General features: G+C 66.8%; 16 protein-coding genes. 6 read left to right on the forward strand and 10 right to left on the reverse strand.

What is annotated here, in order from left to right:
• The first annotated feature begins 34 nt into the window (after positions 1 to 34).
• Positions 35 to 1,717 (forward strand): ATP-binding protein, encoded by a 1,683-nt coding sequence (locus SARO_RS00180; RefSeq protein ID WP_234007380.1) that lies wholly within the window; start codon positions 35 to 37, stop codon positions 1,715 to 1,717.
• On the opposite strand, the gene SARO_RS00185 is transcribed toward SARO_RS00180, so the two are convergent.
• The 6 genes from SARO_RS00185 to SARO_RS00210 all read right to left on the reverse strand — a co-directional run bounded on the left by SARO_RS00185 (position 1,714) and on the right by SARO_RS00210 (position 8,876).
• The gene (locus SARO_RS00185; RefSeq protein WP_011443700.1) at positions 1,714 to 2,259 is read right to left on the reverse strand and encodes a GNAT family N-acetyltransferase; all 546 of its coding nucleotides are present in this window, start codon (positions 2,257 to 2,259) and stop codon (positions 1,714 to 1,716) included. The genes SARO_RS00180 and SARO_RS00185 overlap by 4 nt on opposite strands.
• A complete protein-coding gene (locus SARO_RS00190) occupies positions 2,256 to 3,461 on the reverse strand; it encodes a DUF445 domain-containing protein (RefSeq protein ID WP_011443701.1) in 1,206 nt (401 codons plus the stop codon). Before SARO_RS00190 ends, SARO_RS00185 begins: the two co-directional genes overlap by 4 nt.
• A gap of 107 nt (positions 3,462 to 3,568) precedes the next feature.
• A complete protein-coding gene (locus tag SARO_RS00195; protein ID WP_011443702.1) occupies positions 3,569 to 6,751 on the reverse strand; it encodes an efflux RND transporter permease subunit in 3,183 nt (1,060 codons plus the stop codon).
• 10 nt (positions 6,752 to 6,761) lie between these two features.
• Positions 6,762 to 7,931 (reverse strand): efflux RND transporter periplasmic adaptor subunit, encoded by a 1,170-nt coding sequence (locus SARO_RS00200; RefSeq protein ID WP_011443703.1) that lies wholly within the window; start codon positions 7,929 to 7,931, stop codon positions 6,762 to 6,764.
• Between the two features lie 298 nt (positions 7,932 to 8,229).
• Positions 8,230 to 8,529, reverse strand: coding sequence for a DUF1153 domain-containing protein (locus tag SARO_RS00205; protein ID WP_011443704.1), 300 nt, complete (start codon positions 8,527 to 8,529; stop codon positions 8,230 to 8,232).
• 14 nt (positions 8,530 to 8,543) lie between these two features.
• The gene (locus SARO_RS00210; RefSeq protein WP_011443705.1) at positions 8,544 to 8,876 is read right to left on the reverse strand and encodes a hypothetical protein; all 333 of its coding nucleotides are present in this window, start codon (positions 8,874 to 8,876) and stop codon (positions 8,544 to 8,546) included.
• Between the two features lie 141 nt (positions 8,877 to 9,017).
• Here SARO_RS00210 and mnmA point away from each other — a divergent pair, with 141 nt between their 5' ends.
• Positions 9,018 to 10,172: a tRNA 2-thiouridine(34) synthase MnmA gene (gene mnmA / locus SARO_RS00215; RefSeq protein ID WP_011443706.1), complete on the forward strand. Its 1,155-nt coding sequence runs from the start codon at positions 9,018 to 9,020 to the stop codon at positions 10,170 to 10,172.
• A 15-nt stretch (positions 10,173 to 10,187) separates the two neighbouring features.
• Here the strand turns inward: mnmA and SARO_RS00220 are convergent, their stop codons facing one another.
• Positions 10,188 to 10,577: a hypothetical protein gene (locus SARO_RS00220; protein WP_011443707.1), complete on the reverse strand. Its 390-nt coding sequence runs from the start codon at positions 10,575 to 10,577 to the stop codon at positions 10,188 to 10,190.
• A gap of 25 nt (positions 10,578 to 10,602) precedes the next feature.
• Between SARO_RS00220 and SARO_RS00225 the strand changes: the two genes are divergently transcribed.
• Positions 10,603 to 11,727 carry a serine hydrolase domain-containing protein gene (locus SARO_RS00225; protein ID WP_011443708.1) on the forward strand — a complete coding sequence of 375 codons (1,125 nt, stop codon included), beginning with the start codon at positions 10,603 to 10,605 and terminating at the stop codon, positions 11,725 to 11,727.
• On the opposite strand, the gene SARO_RS00230 is transcribed toward SARO_RS00225, so the two are convergent.
• Genes SARO_RS00230 through pdxH form a run of 3 tightly spaced genes read right to left on the reverse strand, consistent with a single transcriptional unit; the run spans position 11,724 to position 14,136 of the window.
• Positions 11,724 to 12,539 carry a PhzF family phenazine biosynthesis protein gene (locus SARO_RS00230; RefSeq protein WP_011443709.1) on the reverse strand — a complete coding sequence of 272 codons (816 nt, stop codon included), beginning with the start codon at positions 12,537 to 12,539 and terminating at the stop codon, positions 11,724 to 11,726. The genes SARO_RS00225 and SARO_RS00230 overlap by 4 nt on opposite strands.
• Positions 12,536 to 13,513 carry a cation diffusion facilitator family transporter gene (locus SARO_RS00235; RefSeq protein ID WP_011443710.1) on the reverse strand — a complete coding sequence of 326 codons (978 nt, stop codon included), beginning with the start codon at positions 13,511 to 13,513 and terminating at the stop codon, positions 12,536 to 12,538. The genes SARO_RS00230 and SARO_RS00235 overlap by 4 nt, the downstream gene beginning before the upstream one ends.
• 11 nt (positions 13,514 to 13,524) lie before the next feature.
• Complete coding sequence (gene pdxH, locus SARO_RS00240; protein ID WP_011443711.1) at positions 13,525 to 14,136, reverse strand: pyridoxamine 5'-phosphate oxidase; 612 nt, start codon at positions 14,134 to 14,136, stop codon at positions 13,525 to 13,527.
• A 221-nt stretch (positions 14,137 to 14,357) separates the two neighbouring features.
• Between pdxH and SARO_RS00245 the strand changes: the two genes are divergently transcribed.
• From SARO_RS00245 to fabI, 3 genes are read left to right on the forward strand one after another with little or no spacing between them, the layout of a single operon-like run.
• Positions 14,358 to 15,335 carry a DnaJ C-terminal domain-containing protein gene (locus SARO_RS00245; RefSeq protein ID WP_011443712.1) on the forward strand — a complete coding sequence of 326 codons (978 nt, stop codon included), beginning with the start codon at positions 14,358 to 14,360 and terminating at the stop codon, positions 15,333 to 15,335.
• Positions 15,336 to 15,338: 3 nt separating this feature from the next.
• Positions 15,339 to 16,373: a YihY/virulence factor BrkB family protein gene (locus SARO_RS00250; protein ID WP_011443713.1), complete on the forward strand. Its 1,035-nt coding sequence runs from the start codon at positions 15,339 to 15,341 to the stop codon at positions 16,371 to 16,373.
• Positions 16,370 to 17,173: an enoyl-ACP reductase FabI gene (gene fabI / locus SARO_RS00255; RefSeq protein WP_011443714.1), complete on the forward strand. Its 804-nt coding sequence runs from the start codon at positions 16,370 to 16,372 to the stop codon at positions 17,171 to 17,173. Before SARO_RS00250 ends, fabI begins: the two co-directional genes overlap by 4 nt.
• Position 17,174 lies beyond the last annotated feature (1 nt).

Below are 17,174 nucleotides of genomic sequence, written 5' to 3' on the forward strand. Positions count from 1 at the left end.
GCGCCAGGATTTCTCTCGCCAGATTGCCGCAGTCGTGAAGGACGGATTGGCGAAAGCGCGCCCATCCCCGCAGGCTGCCGCGCTGGACCGCGAGATCTACCGCATCCTGTTCGAGAACATGGACGATGGCTTCTGCGTCATCGAGTTTCTCGACGGGCCGCATGGTCCGCTCAGCGATTACGTCCACGTCCTCGCCAACTCCGCCTATGAACGCAACACCGGCATTCCCAACGTCGTCGGCCAGTACCTGCGCGAGATGGTGCCCGACGAGGCTGACGACTGGATCGCGTTCTACGGCAAGGTCCTGCGCACCGGAGAACCGATCCGCTTCCGCAACGAACTGGTCGTCACCGGCCGCCATCTCGAAGTCTCGGCCTTCCGCCTCGGAACCTTCGAGGACCGGTTGGTGGCAGTCCTTTTCAAGGACGTCACGGAACGGGTCGACGCCGAAAGCGCTCTGCACCAGCTGAACGAAACCCTCGAGCAGCGCGTCGCCGATGCGCTGGCGCAGCGGGAGCTGGCCGAAAGCGCGTTGAGGCAGGCGCAGAAGATGGAAGCGGTCGGCCAGTTGACCGGCGGCCTTGCGCACGATTTCAACAATCTCCTCGCCGGGATCACCGGGGCGTTCGAGATGATCGCGCGACGACTGGAGCAGGGCCGCACCGCCGATGTAGAGCGTTATCTTGCGGCGGGCCTCGGAGCGGCCCACCGCGCGGCCGCGCTCACGCACCGCCTGCTTGCCTTCTCACGCCGCCAGACGCTGTCCCCCCGCACGACCGAGGCGAACCGCCTGCTGGTCGATTTCGCCGAACTGGTGCGGCGCACGGTCGGCCCGCAGATCGCGGTCGAGGTGCGCACCAACCCCGCGCTATGGGCCGCGCTGGTCGATGCAAACCAGCTCGAGAACGCGCTGCTGAACCTGTGCATCAATGCTCGCGACGCCATGCCGGACGGCGGTCGACTTGCCATCGAAACCGATAACGTCACCCTCGACGAAGCCAGCGCTACCGAGCGGGGCCTTCCGCCAGGCGACTACGTGACGATAACCGTGAGCGACACCGGCGTCGGCATTCCGGAAGAGGATCTCGACCGCGTGTTCGAGCCGTTCTTCACCACCAAGCCGACCGGGCGCGGAACGGGCTTGGGGTTGTCGATGGTCTACGGCTTTGCCCGGCAGAGCGATGGTATCGTGCGCATCCGCTCCCGCCCCGGCGAAGGCACGCAGGTCCGCATCTACCTTCCGCGCCACGAGGGCCCGGCCGAAGTCCCTCGCGAAACCGGCGTTCACGAACCGCAGCCCGAATTGCCTGGCGCGACGGTCCTCGTCGTCGACGACGAGCCGACGGTGCGCATGATGATGGTCGATGCGCTCGACCTGATCGGTGTCGAATGCCTCGAGGCGCACGACGGGCCCGCCGCGCTCGCGATGCTCGAACGCCACCCGGGGATCGACCTGCTCGTCACCGACGTCGGGCTTCCCGGCGGCCTCAACGGCCGCCAGGTGGCCGACGAGGCGCGGCGGCGGCGGTCGGACCTGGGAGTCCTCTTCGTCACCGGCTATGCCGACAGCGTAATCCTCCAGCGCGACACCATGGAACCGGGCATCGACATCCTGACCAAGCCGTTCACCATCGAGGACCTGCAATCGCGCGTCGCAGTGCTGCTTTGCGCGCGTGGGGGGCCAGGCAGGCCTGAAACCGGACCGAACGCCGCCTAGGTGCGCTCCAGCAGGTCGACGATTACACCATCGGCCAGTTCGTGCTCGCCGTAGCGCACGAAGCCCAGTCGTTCGGCGAGGGCGACCGAGGCCGCGTTGCCGCGCTCGATCATGCAGGCAATGCGCTGCGGGCCCTGCGCCGCGTCGAACCAGTCGAGCACGGCTTGCATCGCTTCCCGCGCTAAGCCCTTGCCCCAATGTTCGCGCGCCAGGATCCAGCCAGCCTCGGGTACGTCGTCCATGCCCTTGCCGAAGCCGCGCAGCGAATGGAACACGCCAAGCTGGCCGACAAACGCACCCGACGCCTTCTCGTGCGCAAGGAACAGGCCGTAGCCATAGAGATGCCAGGACCCCGCCGCTCGCAGCGCGCGCGAGAACATGTCGGTAGTCGGATCGTCGGGCCTGGGGCCCAGATAGCGGTGCACTTCCGGATCGGCCACGAGATCGCGCATCAGGATGTAATCCTCGCGCCCCGGGACGGTCAGGGTCAGGCGGTCGGTTTCGATGCGAGGCGGGCTCACGTCGATGCCGGGCAGGGTCACAGGGCAAGGTCCACGGCATGGAGCAGCAGTCCGACCAGCCCGCCGACCAACGTGCCGTTGATGCGGATGAACTGTAGGTCGCGGCCCACCGCGCCTTCGATGCGGTCGGTCACGGTCCGCGCATCCCAGCGCTTCACCGTTTCCGACACCAGCCGCACGATCTGCGCGCCATAGCGGGTCGAGACGCCGACCAGCGTCCTGCGGGCAAAGCGGTTGACCACCCGCTGCAGCCGTTCGTCACGCTGAAGGGCAAGGCCCAGCTCGGCAAGGCTGGCCCCGAGCTGTCCGCCAAGCGCGCCCTCGGGATTGCGGACGATCTGCAGGAGCCGGGTTCGACCGCGCTCCCACAGCGCGTCGAGCCAACGGGCAAAGGCAGGATTGGCGAGGACTTCGGTCTTCATCCGTTCGACCCGCGCGCGCATCTCGGCATCGTGGACCAGATCGTGCGCCAATGCGGCAAGGCCGTCCTCGATCTTCCGACGCACGGGATGGTCGGGCACCACCAGTGTCTCGGCCAGAAGCTTGTAGAGGCCGTCGAGGATTGCGTTGGCGAGCTTCTCGTCGAGGCCGGTCCAGCGCAGGATCGTGTTGGCACGCTCGTGGATCGTCGCCTGTATCAGCGGCTCGTTGGCCTCGATCGTCTCCGCGGCCTTGCGGATCAGGCTCTCGATCACGGGCATGTGCCGCCCGTCGGCAATCGCCGCGCCCAGCAACTGGCCCAGCAGCGGCGAAAGCTCCAGCCTTTCGAGCTGCGCCTTCAGCGCGCCCTTGGCCAGCCCGCCAAGCTCCTCGGGATCGAGCGATTCCAGCACGTCCGCCACCAGTCCGGCGGCGCCGTCGCGCAGGCGGCTTTCGCCGGCGCGCGGGTCGGCCAGAAATGCGCCCATCGCGGCAGCCGAGTTCACCGCGCCCATGCGCCGCGCCACCACCTGCGGGGTCAGGAAGTTGGTCTGCAGGAACGCCGCCATCGTATCGGCAATGCGATCCTTGTTCTCCGGGATGATCGCGGTGTGCGGGATGGGCAGGCCGAGCGGATGGCGGAACAGGGCAGTCACCGCAAACCAGTCCGCCAGCCCGCCGACCATCGCCGCCTCGGCAAAGGCGCGCAGGAAACCGACCGCCGGGTGCAGCCCTTCGTACCGCCGGCTGAACGCATAGAGCACGGCCATCAGCACGAGCAGGAAGGTCGCGACTATGCGCATGCGCCTGGCCCTGTCGGGCAGGGCGGCCTGTGCGCGTGCCACGGCCGTGCGGCCCGCTGCGCGATATGCCGGTAGGGACGGACCGGCCAGCTCGGTTGGTTCTGCGGTCACTCCGCCGGGAATGCCCCGTGCGCCGTATCGTTCCGCGCGGTCGCGGCATGGCGATGCTCGGGCTCATACCCCAGCACCTTGCGGGCCAGCCACGGACCGATCCGCTTCTCGACACCATCGGCAAGGCTGAACCCGGCCGGCACGATCAGCAGGGTCAGCAGCGTGGAAAGCGTGAGCCCCCCGATCACCACTATGCCCATCGGCGCGCGCCATCCGGAATCGCCGCCGATGGCAACAGCGGTCGGCACCATGCCCGCGACCATCGCAACCGTGGTCATGACGATGGGCTGCGCGCGCTTGTGCCCCGCTTCCATCACCGCCTCGAGCTTGCCCTTGCCCGCCGCCATCTCTTCCAGCGCGAAGTCGATCAGCAGGATCGAGTTCTTCGCCACGATGCCGAACAGCATCAGGATGCCGATGAACACCGGCAGCGAAAGCGACTGGCCAAGCAGCCAGATCGCGATCAGGCCACCCAGCGGCGCCAGGAACAGCGAGCCCATGTTGACCAGGGGCGAAATGAAGCGGTGATAGAGAAGCACCAGCACCGAGAACACCAGCAGCACGCCGGATGCGACCGCGATGCCGAAATTCTTCATCATCTCGGCCTGGAACTTGTCCTCGCCGGCGGCCGTGTTGGAAACGCCCTGCGGCAGGTTCTTCATGATCGGCAGCTTCATGATCGCTGCCATCGCCTCGCCCTTGACCACGCCCGGGGGCAGGTCGGCGCCAACGAAGACGCGACGGCTCTGGTTATAGCGCTGGATCTGCGTGGGGCCGGAGCCGAAACCGATCTCGGCCACGCGAGACAACGGGACCGAACCGCCCGATGCGGTCGGCACCGGCAGGTTCTCGATGATCGACAGGTCGCGGCGCGAATCCTCGGGCAACTTGACCCGGATCGGCACCTGGCGGTCGGAAAGCGAGAACTTGGCGCTGTTCTGGTCGATCTCGCCCTGCGTCGCGATACGGATCACCTGGCTCAGCGCCTGGGTGGTCACGCCCAGGTTCGCGGCCAGGTCGAGGCGCGGCTTGATGATGACTTCGGGACGGCGCAGGTCGGCGCTGATGCGCGGCGCCACCAGCAGCGGCAGCGCGCTCATCTGCTCGACCAGCGTCTGGGCGGTACGCTGCAGCAGCTCGGGATCGGACCCGGCCAGCATGATGCTGATCGGACGCCCCGAACCGCCGCCCGGTCCGCTCGGACCCTGGGCCTGGAAGTTGGCACGCACGTCCGCAATCTGCTGCAGTCGCGGCGTCATCTGGCGTTCGAACTCGAGGCTCGAGCGTTCGCGGTCCGCCTTCAGGTTGACGTAGATGTTCGCCTTCGCCTCGCGCACGGAAGCAAGGGTCGACTTGACCTCCTGTTCCTTGCTGAGGAGCGTGACGATCTCCTGCACCTTCTTCTCGGTTTGCTGCAGCGTGGTGCCGGGGACCATCTCGATGCTGACCGTGCTCGAATCGCTGTCGGTATCAGGGAAGAACTGCGTCGGGATCACCGCGAACATGACAAGCGTCAGCAGCAGCGCGCCAAAGCCGATGCCCATCATCCACAGACGATGGTCGCGCAGCCGGGCGCGGAAACGTCGTCCCGGATGCGCGGCACGATACGCCGCCGCCTTCGCGGTATCGAGCGACCAGCCCAGCACCTTCATGTAGCGGTCCATCCACGGCCCGCCGCCATGCTCCGCCTCGCCGTGGGCCTTGAGGAAATAGGCCGCGATCATCGGCGTGATCATGCGCGCGACAAGCAGCGAGAACAGCACCGAGATGACGACGGTCAGGCCGAAGTTCTTGAAGAACTGCCCCGAAACGCCAGGCATCAGTGCCACCGGGAAGAACACCGCGACGATGGAGAAGGTCGTCGCCACCACGGCAAGGCCGATCTCGTCGGCCGCGTCGATCGCCGCCTGGTATGCGCTCTTGCCCATGCGCATGTGGCGCACGATGTTCTCGATCTCGACGATGGCGTCGTCGACCAGCACGCCCGCCACGAGGCCCAGCGCCAGCAGCGACATCTGGTTGAGCGTGAAACCCATCAGGTCCAGCACCCAGAACGTCGGGATCGACGAGAGCGGAATGGCGATGGCCGAGACGATCGTCGCCCGCCAGTCGCGCAGGAAGAAGAACACGACGATGACCGCAAGGACCGCGCCCTCGACCATCGCGTTCATGGACGAGCGGTACTGGTCCTTGGTGTAGCTGACCGAGGTGAACAGCAACTCGAAGTGGACCTTGCCGCCCTGCTCCTTCTCGATCTTGCGCATCTCCTCGAGCGCGCCGTCATAGACCGAGACGTCGGATTCCCCGCGCGCACGCGACATCGAGAACGTGACGACCGCCTTGCCGTTGAACTTCGCGATCGAAGTCAGCTCGCTGTAGGAATCGCGGACATCCGCGACGTCCTTGAGCCGTACGGTGCGGTTGCCCGAAAGCGCGATCTCGGTCTGCGACAGGGCATAGGCATCACGCGCATTGCCCAGCACGCGCACCGACTGGCGCGAACCGGCGACTTCGGTCTTGCCGCCCGCCGCGTTGATGTTGACCTGGCGCAGCGCCGCGTTGACCTGGCTGGCGGTGACGCCCAGCGCGTTCATGCGCATCGGGTCGATGGTGACCGCGATCTCGCGGTTGACGCCGCCCGACCGGCTCACTTCCGCCATGCCTGGCACGGTAAGCAGCCGCTTGGCGATGGTGTCGTCGATGAACCACGAGAGTTGCTCGATGGTCATGTCGTCGGCGGCAACGGCGAAGTAGGCGATGGGGTTCGAGGACGTCTCGACCTTGAAGACCTGCGGCTCGAGAATGCCTTCGGGCAGGTCGCTGCGGATCTGGTCGACCTGGTTCTTGACCTCGTTGACCGCGGCGTTGATGTCCTGCCCGATCTTGAACTGGACCATCGTCTGGCTGTTGCCTTCCGATGCCGTCGAGGTGAGCGTGTCGACCCCGGCGATCGAACGGACCGCCGATTCCACGCGCTGCGTGATCTGGTTCTCGATCTCGGTCGGCGCGGCACCGGGCTGCGCGATCGAGACGATCACCATCGGGAACTCGATGTCCGGGTTGTCCTGCACCTTCATCTGCATGAAGGACACGAGGCCCGCCAGGGTCAGCCCCAGGAACAGGACGATCGGGACGACCGGGTTGCGAATGCACCAGGCCGAGATGTTCTGGAAGTTCACGAAGCCGCCCCTACTTGGCGAGGACTGGCTGGACCGCGTCGCCCGGATTCAGGAATCCGCCCGCCCGCAGCACCACCCGCTCGTTGCCCGCCAGACCCTGGACCACCGAAATGCCGCGCGCGCCGACCTCGCCGGTCTTCACGTCGCGCCGCTGGGCCTTGTTGTCGCTGCCCACGACGTAGACGAAGGTGCCCTTGTCGTCGCTCAGAATGGCCGATTCCGGCAGGAGCGGCGCGGTGACCGTGCCCGAACGCAGCGTCGCGCTGGCGAAACCGCCCGGACGCAGCGCAGGATCATAGGACAACGCGATGCGGGCGATGCCCTCGCGCGATTGCTGGTCGATGGTCGGCGAAAGCTGCCAGACCTGCCCGTTGAAGACGCGGGTCGTGCCCACGGGCGTCACCTCGGCGGTGGCGCCCACTGTCAACCGCGCAAGGTCGGCTTCGGCAAGGCGCGCCTGCATTTCCATCTGCCCGTCGCGGGCAAGCGAGAACAGCACGCCCGAACCCGAGCTGACGATCTGGCCCGGTTCGGCCGCGCGGGTGAGGACAAGCCCCGCCGCCGGCGCCACGATGTTGAGCCGCGCCGCACGCGCGCCCAGTTCTCCCAGGCTTGCCCGGGCCACGCGAACGCGCGCCACGGCCGCGTCGCGGGTGGCGGTCAGGCGGTCGACGTCGGCCTTGGAAATGAAACCGCGCTCGACCAGCTTGAGTGCACGGTCGAGATTGGCTTGCGCCAGCCGCGCGTCAGCCGCCGCAACTTCGACGTTGGCGGCCTGGCTGGCGATCTGCTGGCCCTGCACCGAACGGTCGATGACGGCCAGCACCTGCCCTGCACGAACCCAGTCGCCCGCGTCGACAAGGACCTGCACGATCTGTCCGCCCTCGCCCGCGACGCCAACGGGCATCTCGCGGCGCGCGGCGATCGTGCCGCTGGCGGTTATGGTACCGGCAATGACGGTCTTGCCCGGCACGACGACCGTGACCACCTGGGCCTGGGTCTTCGCCGGACCGGCCGGCTCGCTCGGTCCATGCAGGAACCACCAGGCAAGCACGACCAGCAGCACCACGGCGACGCCGATGATCCACTTGCGCCGCGATTGGCTTGCGCTGTCCTCCCCGTCGGCCAGGGATCCCAGCGCCTGTGCGCCCTCGGCATCGATGGTCGTTTCGTAGTTCATTCTTTTCACTGCCTTCGTCCCGTGCCGGTTCGAGGGCGGGCCCCTGTTGCTCGAGTAGCGTGCTATACATATAACACACTTGCCGCAAGCATTGCGGCGCCACCGTTGTGGCGGGTCAAGCGTCCGCAATAGACCCGCTTCCGACGAGTAGCAATTACGTCTCGACAAGGGACTTAAGCCGAAATGGCGAACGTGTCTTTCTTGCACCTGTAACTTTTTGTAACGTCGGAGTACCAAAAAGAACAACGGCCGCCTCCCGAAGGAGACGGCCGCCGCGGATGGAGCCGGTAGTAGGCGATCAGTACTTGAGCTGACGCTCGTACAGGTCGCGATAATGCTGGATGCGGGTCACGCGCAGGCCCTGCATGCCCGAGCGGTCGACCGCGCGCTGCCACGAGGCAAACTCCTCGAGCGTCAGGCTGTAGCGCTCGCAGACCTCGTCGATGGTCAACAGGCCGCCATTGACCGCAGCAACGACCTCGGCCTTGCGGCGCACGACCCATCGCGTGGTGGTCGGCGGAGGCAGGCTTTCAAGCGTCAGCGGCTCCCCGAGAGGGCCGATGACTTGAGCCGGGCGGATTTTCTGGTTCTCGATCATCTCAGTCTCGCGCTTCAACGCAGCCCGACCGCGCCGCGGTCATTCGATCCCCGCTGTGTGGCCAGAGTTGCTTTGCCATTCGCTGAAGATGGTTGGTTAACAAGCTGTTCACTTCCTTCCCCGTGCGCCGGAATGCCCGAAAATCCCGACGCAATGAATCGCGCGGCCTGCCCGTGGAAACTGCCCGTCGCCGCCGCCCCATCGGCTTCGACGAATCCGGCCAGCGCACGCCGCAAATCCTGAGCTGCAACGATGCGCGCGCACAGGCCCTGCCAAGTCAGGGGCCGAAGCTCTCCTGCCGCATTGGCCGGTACGAAAGCGCCCGGATCGTTGAAGCTCATGTCCATTTGCAGGGGTCTAACGGACAGACCTCTAAGGTCCGGTAAACAGGACCTTTGTCATTTGTTTATGTTCCTTTCATTTTCCCTCGCGACGTTCGCCTCGTCCCCCGCTTTGCCCTCGCCGCAAAAACGGCCTATGGGCCGGCCATGCCCCGGACATCCGCACTTTCAGGCGCTTCCTCGCTGTTCGATCTCGATGGACCGATGTCCGCGCGGCGCATCGTCGTCGCCATGTCGGGCGGCGTCGACAGTTCCGTCGTCGCAGGGCTCGCCGCGGCAACCGGCGCGGAAGTGATCGGCGTCACGCTCCAGCTTTACGATTACGGCGCGGCGACGGGCCGCAAGGGCGCCTGCTGCGCCGGTGACGACATCCGCGACGCCCGCGCCGTCGCCGACCGCCTCGGCATTGCGCACTACGTCTTCGATCACGAATCGAGCTTCCGCGAGGAGGTGGTGGAGAGGTTCGCCGACGACTACCTTTCGGGCCGCACGCCGATCCCCTGCGTCCGTTGCAACATGGGGCCCAAGTTCACCGACCTCCTGGCAATGGCGCGCGAGCTTGGCGCCGACTGCCTTGCGACCGGGCACTATGTCCGGCGCGTCATGGGCCCGGCCGGCCCCGAACTGCACCGCGCGGTCGATCCGGCGCGCGACCAGTCGTACTTCCTGTACGGCACGACCGAGGAGCAGCTCGCCTTCCTGCGCTTTCCGCTGGGCGGGCTGCCCAAGACGGAGACCCGCCTGATCGCCGAGGAGCTGGGCCTCGCGGTCGCCGCCAAGCCGGACAGCCAGGACATCTGCTTCGTACCCGATGGCGACTATGCCAGGGTCGTGCGCAGCGTCCGTCCGGAAGGCGACGCCCCGGGCGAGATCGTACATGCCGCCACCGGCGAGGTTCTCGGCACGCATCGCGGCATCATCCACTATACTGTCGGCCAGCGCCGCGGGCTCGAGATCGGCGGCCAGCCGGAGCCGCTCTACGTGATCGGCCTCGATGCGCCCTCGCGTCGCGTGCTGGTGGGGCCGCGTCCGATGCTGGCGGTCGCCAGCGCGACGATCGTCGAAACCAATCGCATCGGCCCGCTGCCCGATGCCCCGCTCACCGCCAAGGTCCGCTCGCTCGCAAGGCCGGTCCCGGTCGTGCTCGAAGGATCGTTCGGCGAAGGGGCAAGCGCGCGCATCCGCTTTTCGCAGCCCGAATACGGCGTCGCACCGGGGCAGGCCGCCGTGCTTTATGCCGGAGACCGAGTCGTCGGCGGCGGCTGGATCGATTCGACCGAGCGGTGGGAGATTGAGGGCTGAGGAAGGGGCAAAGCCCTACTTCCACGGCTCCAGCACGCAGCCCCATCCCTCGCGGTAAGTCGCGGTCTGGCTGAACAGCAGGCCCGCCCGCGCGGTCACGCTCCGCGCATCGGCATCCTCGCCAAGCGTCACGAGGCCCATGCCCGGCTCGAAATCCTTGCGGCAATCGGAAAGCGTGCGTCCGCCCGCGAACCGGCACGAACAGGCAACCCGCGCGCCATAGCTCGCGCCTGTCACGCCGTATCCGCGAATCGACGGCCAGAACACGGCAACGAGGAGCGCCAGCAACCCGACCCCGACAAGCGCCCAACGCAGCTTCCGGTTCGGGCGGGGCGCCACGGTCAGCGATGGCGCATCGCGCAAGCGATCTGTGGGGGAACTGTGGTTGCCGGTTGCCATGGACATGCGATCTGGAGGAAGGACAAGCCCCATGGCCCGCCGTTCGCTCTCCCTTATCCTGATGATCGCGCTCCTGCCAGCCGTGGCGGGATGTTCGCGGGGGACGAACGCGCCCGATGCACCGCCGCCGCTGTCCGACGGGGCGCTGGCCGCCGTCGCGCAGTCCCCCGGCGTCAACCGCGAGAAGCTGGCACGCGCGGTCGATCGGCTGTTCGACAAGGAAGCCGACGAAACGCGCGCCGTCATCGTGATGAAGAACGGCCGGATCGTCGCGGAACGCTATGGCGAGGGCTATCACGAGAACACCCGCTTCGTGAGCTGGTCGATGGCAAAGTCGATCACCGGCGTGATGATCGGCATGCTGGTGTCGGACGGACGTCTTCGTCTCGACGAGACCGCGCCGGTCCCGGCCTGGCAGCGCCCCGGCGATCCGCGCGGCGAGATCACGCTGCGCCAACTCCTCCAGATGCGGTCCGGCCTGCGCCATTCCGAGGCGATCGAGCCGGTCTACGAATCGGACGAAGTGCGAATGCTGTTCCTCGACGGACGCGACGACATGGCGCGCTACGCCGAAGACCAGCCGCTCGAGGCCGAGCCGGGACGCCGGTTCGAATACTCGACGGCGACGAGCGTCATTCTCGCGGACCTCGCGGCCAGGGTGCTTTCACCCGCGAACGATCCCGAAAGCCGCCGCCATGCCGTGGCCGAATACTTGCGCACGCGCCTGTTCGAACCGGCCCGCATGAAGTCGATGCTGCCCGAATTCGATGCGGCGGGCACGCTCGTCGGCGGTTCGCTCATCCACGGCACCGCGCGCGACTGGGCGAAGTTCGGCGAGTTCCTGCGCAACAAGGGTTCGGTACGCGGCGCGCAGATCATCCCGCGCCAATGGATCGAGTTCATGGTCACGCCCTCGGCGCGCGAAAGTCAGTACGGTGCGCAGATCTGGCTGAACCGCTCGCCGACGAGCGGCGATCCCGCCCTGTTCCCCGAACGCGGCCCGAAGGGCCTGTTCGCCTGCATCGGCCATCTCGGCCAGTACGTGCTGGTCAGCCCGAGCCGGGGCCTTGTAATCGTCCGTCTCGGCAAGACGCAGGACGACCGGCTCGAACCGGTGCGCGAGCGGCTGGCCGATATCGTGGCGCTTTACCGCTAGGGCAACCTGAACAGGCCCTCGACCACCGTCACGCAGTCCCCGCCGAGCAGCACGCGGCCGCCTTCGAGCCGGCAGGCGAAATCCGCGCCGCGCGCCGAGGCCTGATGGGCGGCGAAGGCGGTCTTGCCGAGCCGGGCGGCCCAGAACGGGGTCAACGCGGCATGGGCCGATCCGGTGGCCGCATCTTCGTCGATCCCGCCGCCGGGCACGAAGACGCGGCTGACGATCTCGGCGCCCGAGGCATGGCCCGCGCCCGGCGCGGTGGCGATGAACTGCACGTCGCCGAAGCGGAGCAGGGCCTTGAAATCGGGCGAGAGCGCCAGCACGTCGTCGGCCGAGGCATAAAGGAAGATGTTGTAGCCCGGGCCCTGCCAGACCTCGACCGGAACTGGCGCCCCCAGCAGGGGCACCGCCTCGTCGAACGATCCCGGCTCGGTCGCCACGGCGGGCAGCGACAGGACATAGCGATCCCCGTCGCGCGACACTTCGAGAATGCCGGCCTTGCGGGTGCGGAAGGTGACGCGGCCGCGCATCGGGTCCTGCCCCAGCACGACATGGCCGGATGCGAGCGTGGCGTGGCCGCACATCGGAACCTCTACCGCCGGCGTGAACCAGCGCAGCTCGAAATCGGCCTCGCCGGTATAGTCCGCGACGAGGAACGCGGTCTCGGCGAACATGTTCTCCGCGCCGATCGCCTGCAGCGTGGCGTCGTCAGGCCAGGCCTCGAGGATCATTACCGCCGCCTGGTTGCCGCCAAGCGGGCGCGCCGCAAATGCATCGACGTGGAAATAGGGAACCTTGCTGTCGGTCACGCGCCGGGCGCTCCTTGTGCGAGTATGGCCGGACTGGTGCCGTCGGGACCGGGAGCGAGGAGATTCTCAGCGCCCATCGCCCCTTCGTCGACCAGCCCTTCCGGATCGGGATGGATGAGGATCTCGACGCCGGGGAACTCCGCCATCAGCTTGTCCTCGATCTCGTCCATAACACGATGCGCCTCGGTCACGGTCATGCGTCCGTCGACCCAGACGTGGAACTGGACGAAATCGCGGTTGCCGCTGGTGCGGGTGCGCAGGTCATGCAGGCCCTTCAGCTCGGGATGTTGGGCCACGACGGTCAGGAACCGTTCGCGCTTTTCCAGCGGCCACTCGTGGTCCATCAACTGCTCGATCGCTTCCTGCGAGGCGCCCCAGGCGCCCCACCCCAGCCACAGCGCGATCCCGAACGCGAAGACCGCATCCGCGCCGCGAATGCCCAGCGAGGTGTCGAGCACAAGCGCGGCGATGACCGCAAGGTTCAGGAACAGGTCCGACTTGTAGTGCACATTGTCGGTGCTGATCGCGAGGCTGCCGGTCTGGCGGATAACGCGGCGCTGGTAGGCGAGCAGGGCGAACGTCGCGACCATAGCGATGGCCGATACGATGACGCCCGCTTCGGCTTCGGCGACCTGGGCCTGGCCAAGGAACTGTCCGACCGCGCGGAAGGCCAGGCCGATGGCCGAGATCGAGATCAGCACGACCTGGAACATCGCCGCAAGCGCCTCGGCCTTGCCGTGCCCGAAGCGGTGGTTGTGGTCGTCCGGCTGGGAGGCGACCCACACGCCGAGCAGGGTCGCGAGGCTTGCCACGAGATCGAGCGCGGTATCGGCAAGGCTGCCGAGCATCGCGGCAGATCCCGTGGAGACAACCGCCCATACCTTCATCCCCACGAGCAGCAACGCGACCAGCGTGCTGGCAAGCGCGGCCTTGCGGTTGAGATCGGCGTGGGTGTCTGCGCGGGTCATGTCCATGGCGGTGCGCCTTAGGGGTAAAGGAGGGTGCTGGTCCAGCCGCCCTGCCCATCGGCAAGGAAGCGGCGGCGTTCGTGCAGTCGGAAGTCGCGGTCCTGCCAGAACTCGATGGCGGACGGCGTCACGCGGTAGCCGGACCAGTGCGCCGGGCGTGGGACGTTTCCATCGGGATACTGCGCCCGCAGCGCATCGACGCGGTCGAGGTAGGTCTGCCGGTCCGGCAAGGGGCGCGACTGGTCCGAAGCCGCCGAACCGAGACGCGATTCGGGATGGCGGCTGGCGAAATAGGCGTCAGCCTCGGCCGGGGTGACTTTGGCGATGGTCCCTTCGATGCGGATCTGGCGGCGCAGCGATTTCCAGTGGAACAGCAGCGCAACGTGGTGGTTTGCCGCGAGTTCACCGCCCTTGCGGCTTTGGAGGTTGGTGTAGAACACGAAACCGTCGGGCCCGTGGCCCTTGAGCAGGACCATGCGCACCGAGGGCACGCCTTCCGCCGTCGCCGTAGCCAGCGCCATCGCGTTCGGATCGTTGGGCTCGCTCGCCCGGGCCTCGGCAAACCACGACTCGAAGATCGAGAGCGGATCCGCATGCGGGATCGCTTCGGCAGTCCGTTCAGAATTCATGCGCTTTTCCTGACAAGGTTTACACCGTTTACACAGTCCAGAGGAACTTTCCGGAGGCCCGCGCGGCGGACGATATCGCGGGAGATACCGCCTGCCATTCGGGCTTTCTTGCCTGCGTTCTCAATGACCGGGATCAATTGCATGGACACCGGACTACTCCTGCCGGGCGGAGTAGGAAAGGCAACCTTGCGGGCAAGCCCCGCAAATCCTAGCTATGGCGCATGGCCGATCCGTATTCGATCCTGGGGGTTCCGCGCAGCGCAAGCGAAAAGGACATCAAGTCCGCCTATCGCAAGCTTGCCAAGGAACTGCACCCGGACACCAACAAGGACAATCCCAAGGCTGCGGAGCGCTTCTCGGAAGTGACCCGCGCCTATGACCTCCTGTCCGACAAGGACAAGCGCGCCCGCTTCGACCGGGGCGAGATCGATGCCGAAGGCAACCCGACCGGGCCGTTCGGCGGCGGCTTCGGCGGCGGTTTCGGCGGAGGCCAACGAGGCACGCAAGGCGGCTTCCGCCATGACGGAGGCTTCGAGGGCGGCTTTGGTGGCGGGCCTGAAGGCATCGACATCGGCGACATATTCGAGGGCCTGTTCGGCGGGCGCGGCGGCATGGGTGCGGGCGGAGGCGGCGCCGGAATGGGCGGCGGCTTCGGCGGCGCGAGGCGTGGGCCGCCTCCACGGGGCGCGAACGTCAACTATCGCCTGCAGGTCTCGTTCGTCGACGCGGCGACGCGCGCCAACCAGCGTATTACCCTGTCGGATGGCAAGACCATCGATCTCAAGCTGCCCGCGGGCCTCGAAAGCGGCCAGCAGATGCGCCTTGCCGGAAAGGGAGAGCCCGGTCCGGGCGGCAACGGCGATGCCATCGTGACGATCGAGATCGGCAACCACCCGTTCTACGAACGCGATGGCGACAATATCCGCCTCGACCTGCCGATCAGCCTTTCCGAGGCGGTTCACGGCGCGAAGGTCAAGGTGCCGACCGTCGACGGCGCGGTCATGCTGACCGTAGCGCCAGGCAGTTCGAGCGGCCGCACCCTGCGCCTCAAGGGCAAGGGCTTCACCCGCAAGGACGGCGCCCGCGGCGACCAGCTCGTGACCCTGCAGATCGACATTCCCGCCGACGACGCGGATCTGAAAGCGCGTCTCGAGGGTTGGCAGGACATGCGGAACCTGCGCGACAAACTCGGAGCCTGACGAATGGAGCCCGGCCACCTCCCGCCGGGCGCGCACCCGCTCGTCGAGGTTCCCGACCTTTCGCCCGAAGCGCGACGGCGCGAAGCGCTGCGCTGGCGCGCTGGGCTGGCCGATGCGCGCGAGAAGCTGGGCCCGGGCAGCAAGGCCTGGGAAGTGGTCAAGCGGGTCTGGACCGGCGTGTTCAACGATGGTTCCATCCACGCCGGCAACCTTGCCTACATGATCATCATCGCGCTGTTCCCGTTCTTCATCACCGGAGCGGCACTGTTCTCGTTCTTCGGCGAGGCGAGCCAGCGCGCGGCCGCGATCGATACCGTGCTGATCGCGATGCCGCCGGTCGTCGCGGCGACGATCGAGCCTGCAGCGCGCAGCGTGATCGAGGCGCGCACCGGGTGGCTGCTGTGGGTGGGCGGAATCTTCGGCCTGTGGACCGTGGGCAGCCTGGTCGAGACGATCCGCGACATCCTGCGCCGCGCCTATGGCACCCGCTGGGAACATGCGCTGTGGCGCTACCGCCTGATGTCCACCGGCATCACGCTGGCATCGGTCGTGCTGATCCTGCTGGCGATCTTCGCACAGGTTCTGATCGGCGCCGCCCAGGAAGTGATCGAGGCCTTCCTTCCGCAATTCGGCGATCTGGTCGCCAGTCTTTCCTTGTCGCGGTTCGTGCCCGCATTCGTACTTTATGCCGCGCTCTGGCTGCTATTCATATCGCTGACCCCGGGGGCCTATCGCGGCCGCGACTATCCCAAGTGGCCGGGCGCGCTGTTCGTCACGATCTGGTGGATCGCGGTCACCACCGTCCTGCCGGGCATGTTGCGGACGTTTTTTTCCTACGATCTCACCTATGGCAGCCTCGCCGGGATCATGATCGCCCTTTTCTTTTTCTGGCTGGTCGGCTTAGGGATGGTTGTGGGGGCCGAACTCAATGCCGCGCTGACGGAAACACCGGAAGAACGCGACATGCTGGGCCAGGCAGACGATCGCGCCCGCGCGATCCGGAACAACGAAACAAGAAGCGAGAACGAGAACGCATGACCGGACTGATGCAAGGGAAGCGTGGCCTGATCATGGGCCTTGCCAACGACAAGTCGTTGGCCTGGGGGATCGCGAAGAAGCTGCACGAGCAGGGCGCGGAACTCGCCTTCTCCTATCAGGGCGAAGCGCTCGAGAAGCGCGTGCGCCCGCTGGCGGAAAGCCTCGGCAGCGATTTCCTGATCGAATGCGACGTGTCCGACATGGCCGCGCTCGACCAGACGTTCGAGACGCTCAAGGCGCGCTGGCCGACGATCGACTTCATCGTCCATGCCATCGGCTATTCGGACAAGAACCAGCTTCGCGGCAAGTTCTATGACACCACGCTCGACAACTTCCTGATGACGATGAACATTTCGGCGTACAGCCTCGTCGCGGTGACGAAGCGCGCGGCCGAGATGATGCCTGCGGGCGGCTCGATCCTGACGCTGACCTACTATGGCGCGGAAAAGGTCGTGCCGCACTACAACGTCATGGGCGTTGCCAAGGCGGCGCTCGAAGCGAGCGTGAAGTACCTGGCGAACGACTGCGGCCCGGCGGGCATCCGCGTCAATGCGATCTCGGCCGGTCCGATCAAGACCCTGGCCGCCAGCGGCATCGGCGACTTCCGCTACATCCTCAAGTGGAACGAACTGAACAGCCCGCTGCGTCGCAACGTGACCATCGAGGACGTGGGCGGCGCGGGGCTTTATTTCCTGTCCGACCTGTCTTCGGGCGTGACGGGCGAGACCCACCATGTCGATGCCGGCTATCACACCGTCGGCATGAAGCAGGAAGACGCGCCCGACATCGCCCTGGGGTGAC

The sequence above is a fragment of the Novosphingobium aromaticivorans DSM 12444 genome, from assembly GCF_000013325.1.
Classification (GTDB): Bacteria; Pseudomonadota; Alphaproteobacteria; order Sphingomonadales; family Sphingomonadaceae; genus Novosphingobium; species Novosphingobium aromaticivorans.

Coding starts and splice junctions, on each gene's coding strand:
- SARO_RS00245 (WP_011443712.1), top strand. CDS start 14,358: ATGGCCGATCCGTATTCGATCCTGGGGGTTCCGCGCAGCGCAAGCGAA.
- SARO_RS00205 (WP_011443704.1), bottom strand. CDS start 8,529: ATGATCGAGAACCAGAAAATCCGCCCGGCTCAAGTCATCGGCCCTCTC.
- SARO_RS00210 (WP_011443705.1), bottom strand. CDS start 8,876: ATGGACATGAGCTTCAACGATCCGGGCGCTTTCGTACCGGCCAATGCG.
- pdxH (WP_011443711.1), bottom strand. CDS start 14,136: ATGAATTCTGAACGGACTGCCGAAGCGATCCCGCATGCGGATCCGCTC.
- SARO_RS00250 (WP_011443713.1), top strand. CDS start 15,339: ATGGAGCCCGGCCACCTCCCGCCGGGCGCGCACCCGCTCGTCGAGGTT.
- mnmA (WP_011443706.1), top strand. CDS start 9,018: ATGCCCCGGACATCCGCACTTTCAGGCGCTTCCTCGCTGTTCGATCTC.
- SARO_RS00190 (WP_011443701.1), bottom strand. CDS start 3,461: ATGCGCATAGTCGCGACCTTCCTGCTCGTGCTGATGGCCGTGCTCTAT.
- SARO_RS00235 (WP_011443710.1), bottom strand. CDS start 13,513: ATGGACATGACCCGCGCAGACACCCACGCCGATCTCAACCGCAAGGCC.
- SARO_RS00220 (WP_011443707.1), bottom strand. CDS start 10,577: ATGTCCATGGCAACCGGCAACCACAGTTCCCCCACAGATCGCTTGCGC.
- SARO_RS00225 (WP_011443708.1), top strand. CDS start 10,603: ATGGCCCGCCGTTCGCTCTCCCTTATCCTGATGATCGCGCTCCTGCCA.
- fabI (WP_011443714.1), top strand. CDS start 16,370: ATGACCGGACTGATGCAAGGGAAGCGTGGCCTGATCATGGGCCTTGCC.
- SARO_RS00200 (WP_011443703.1), bottom strand. CDS start 7,931: ATGAACTACGAAACGACCATCGATGCCGAGGGCGCACAGGCGCTGGGA.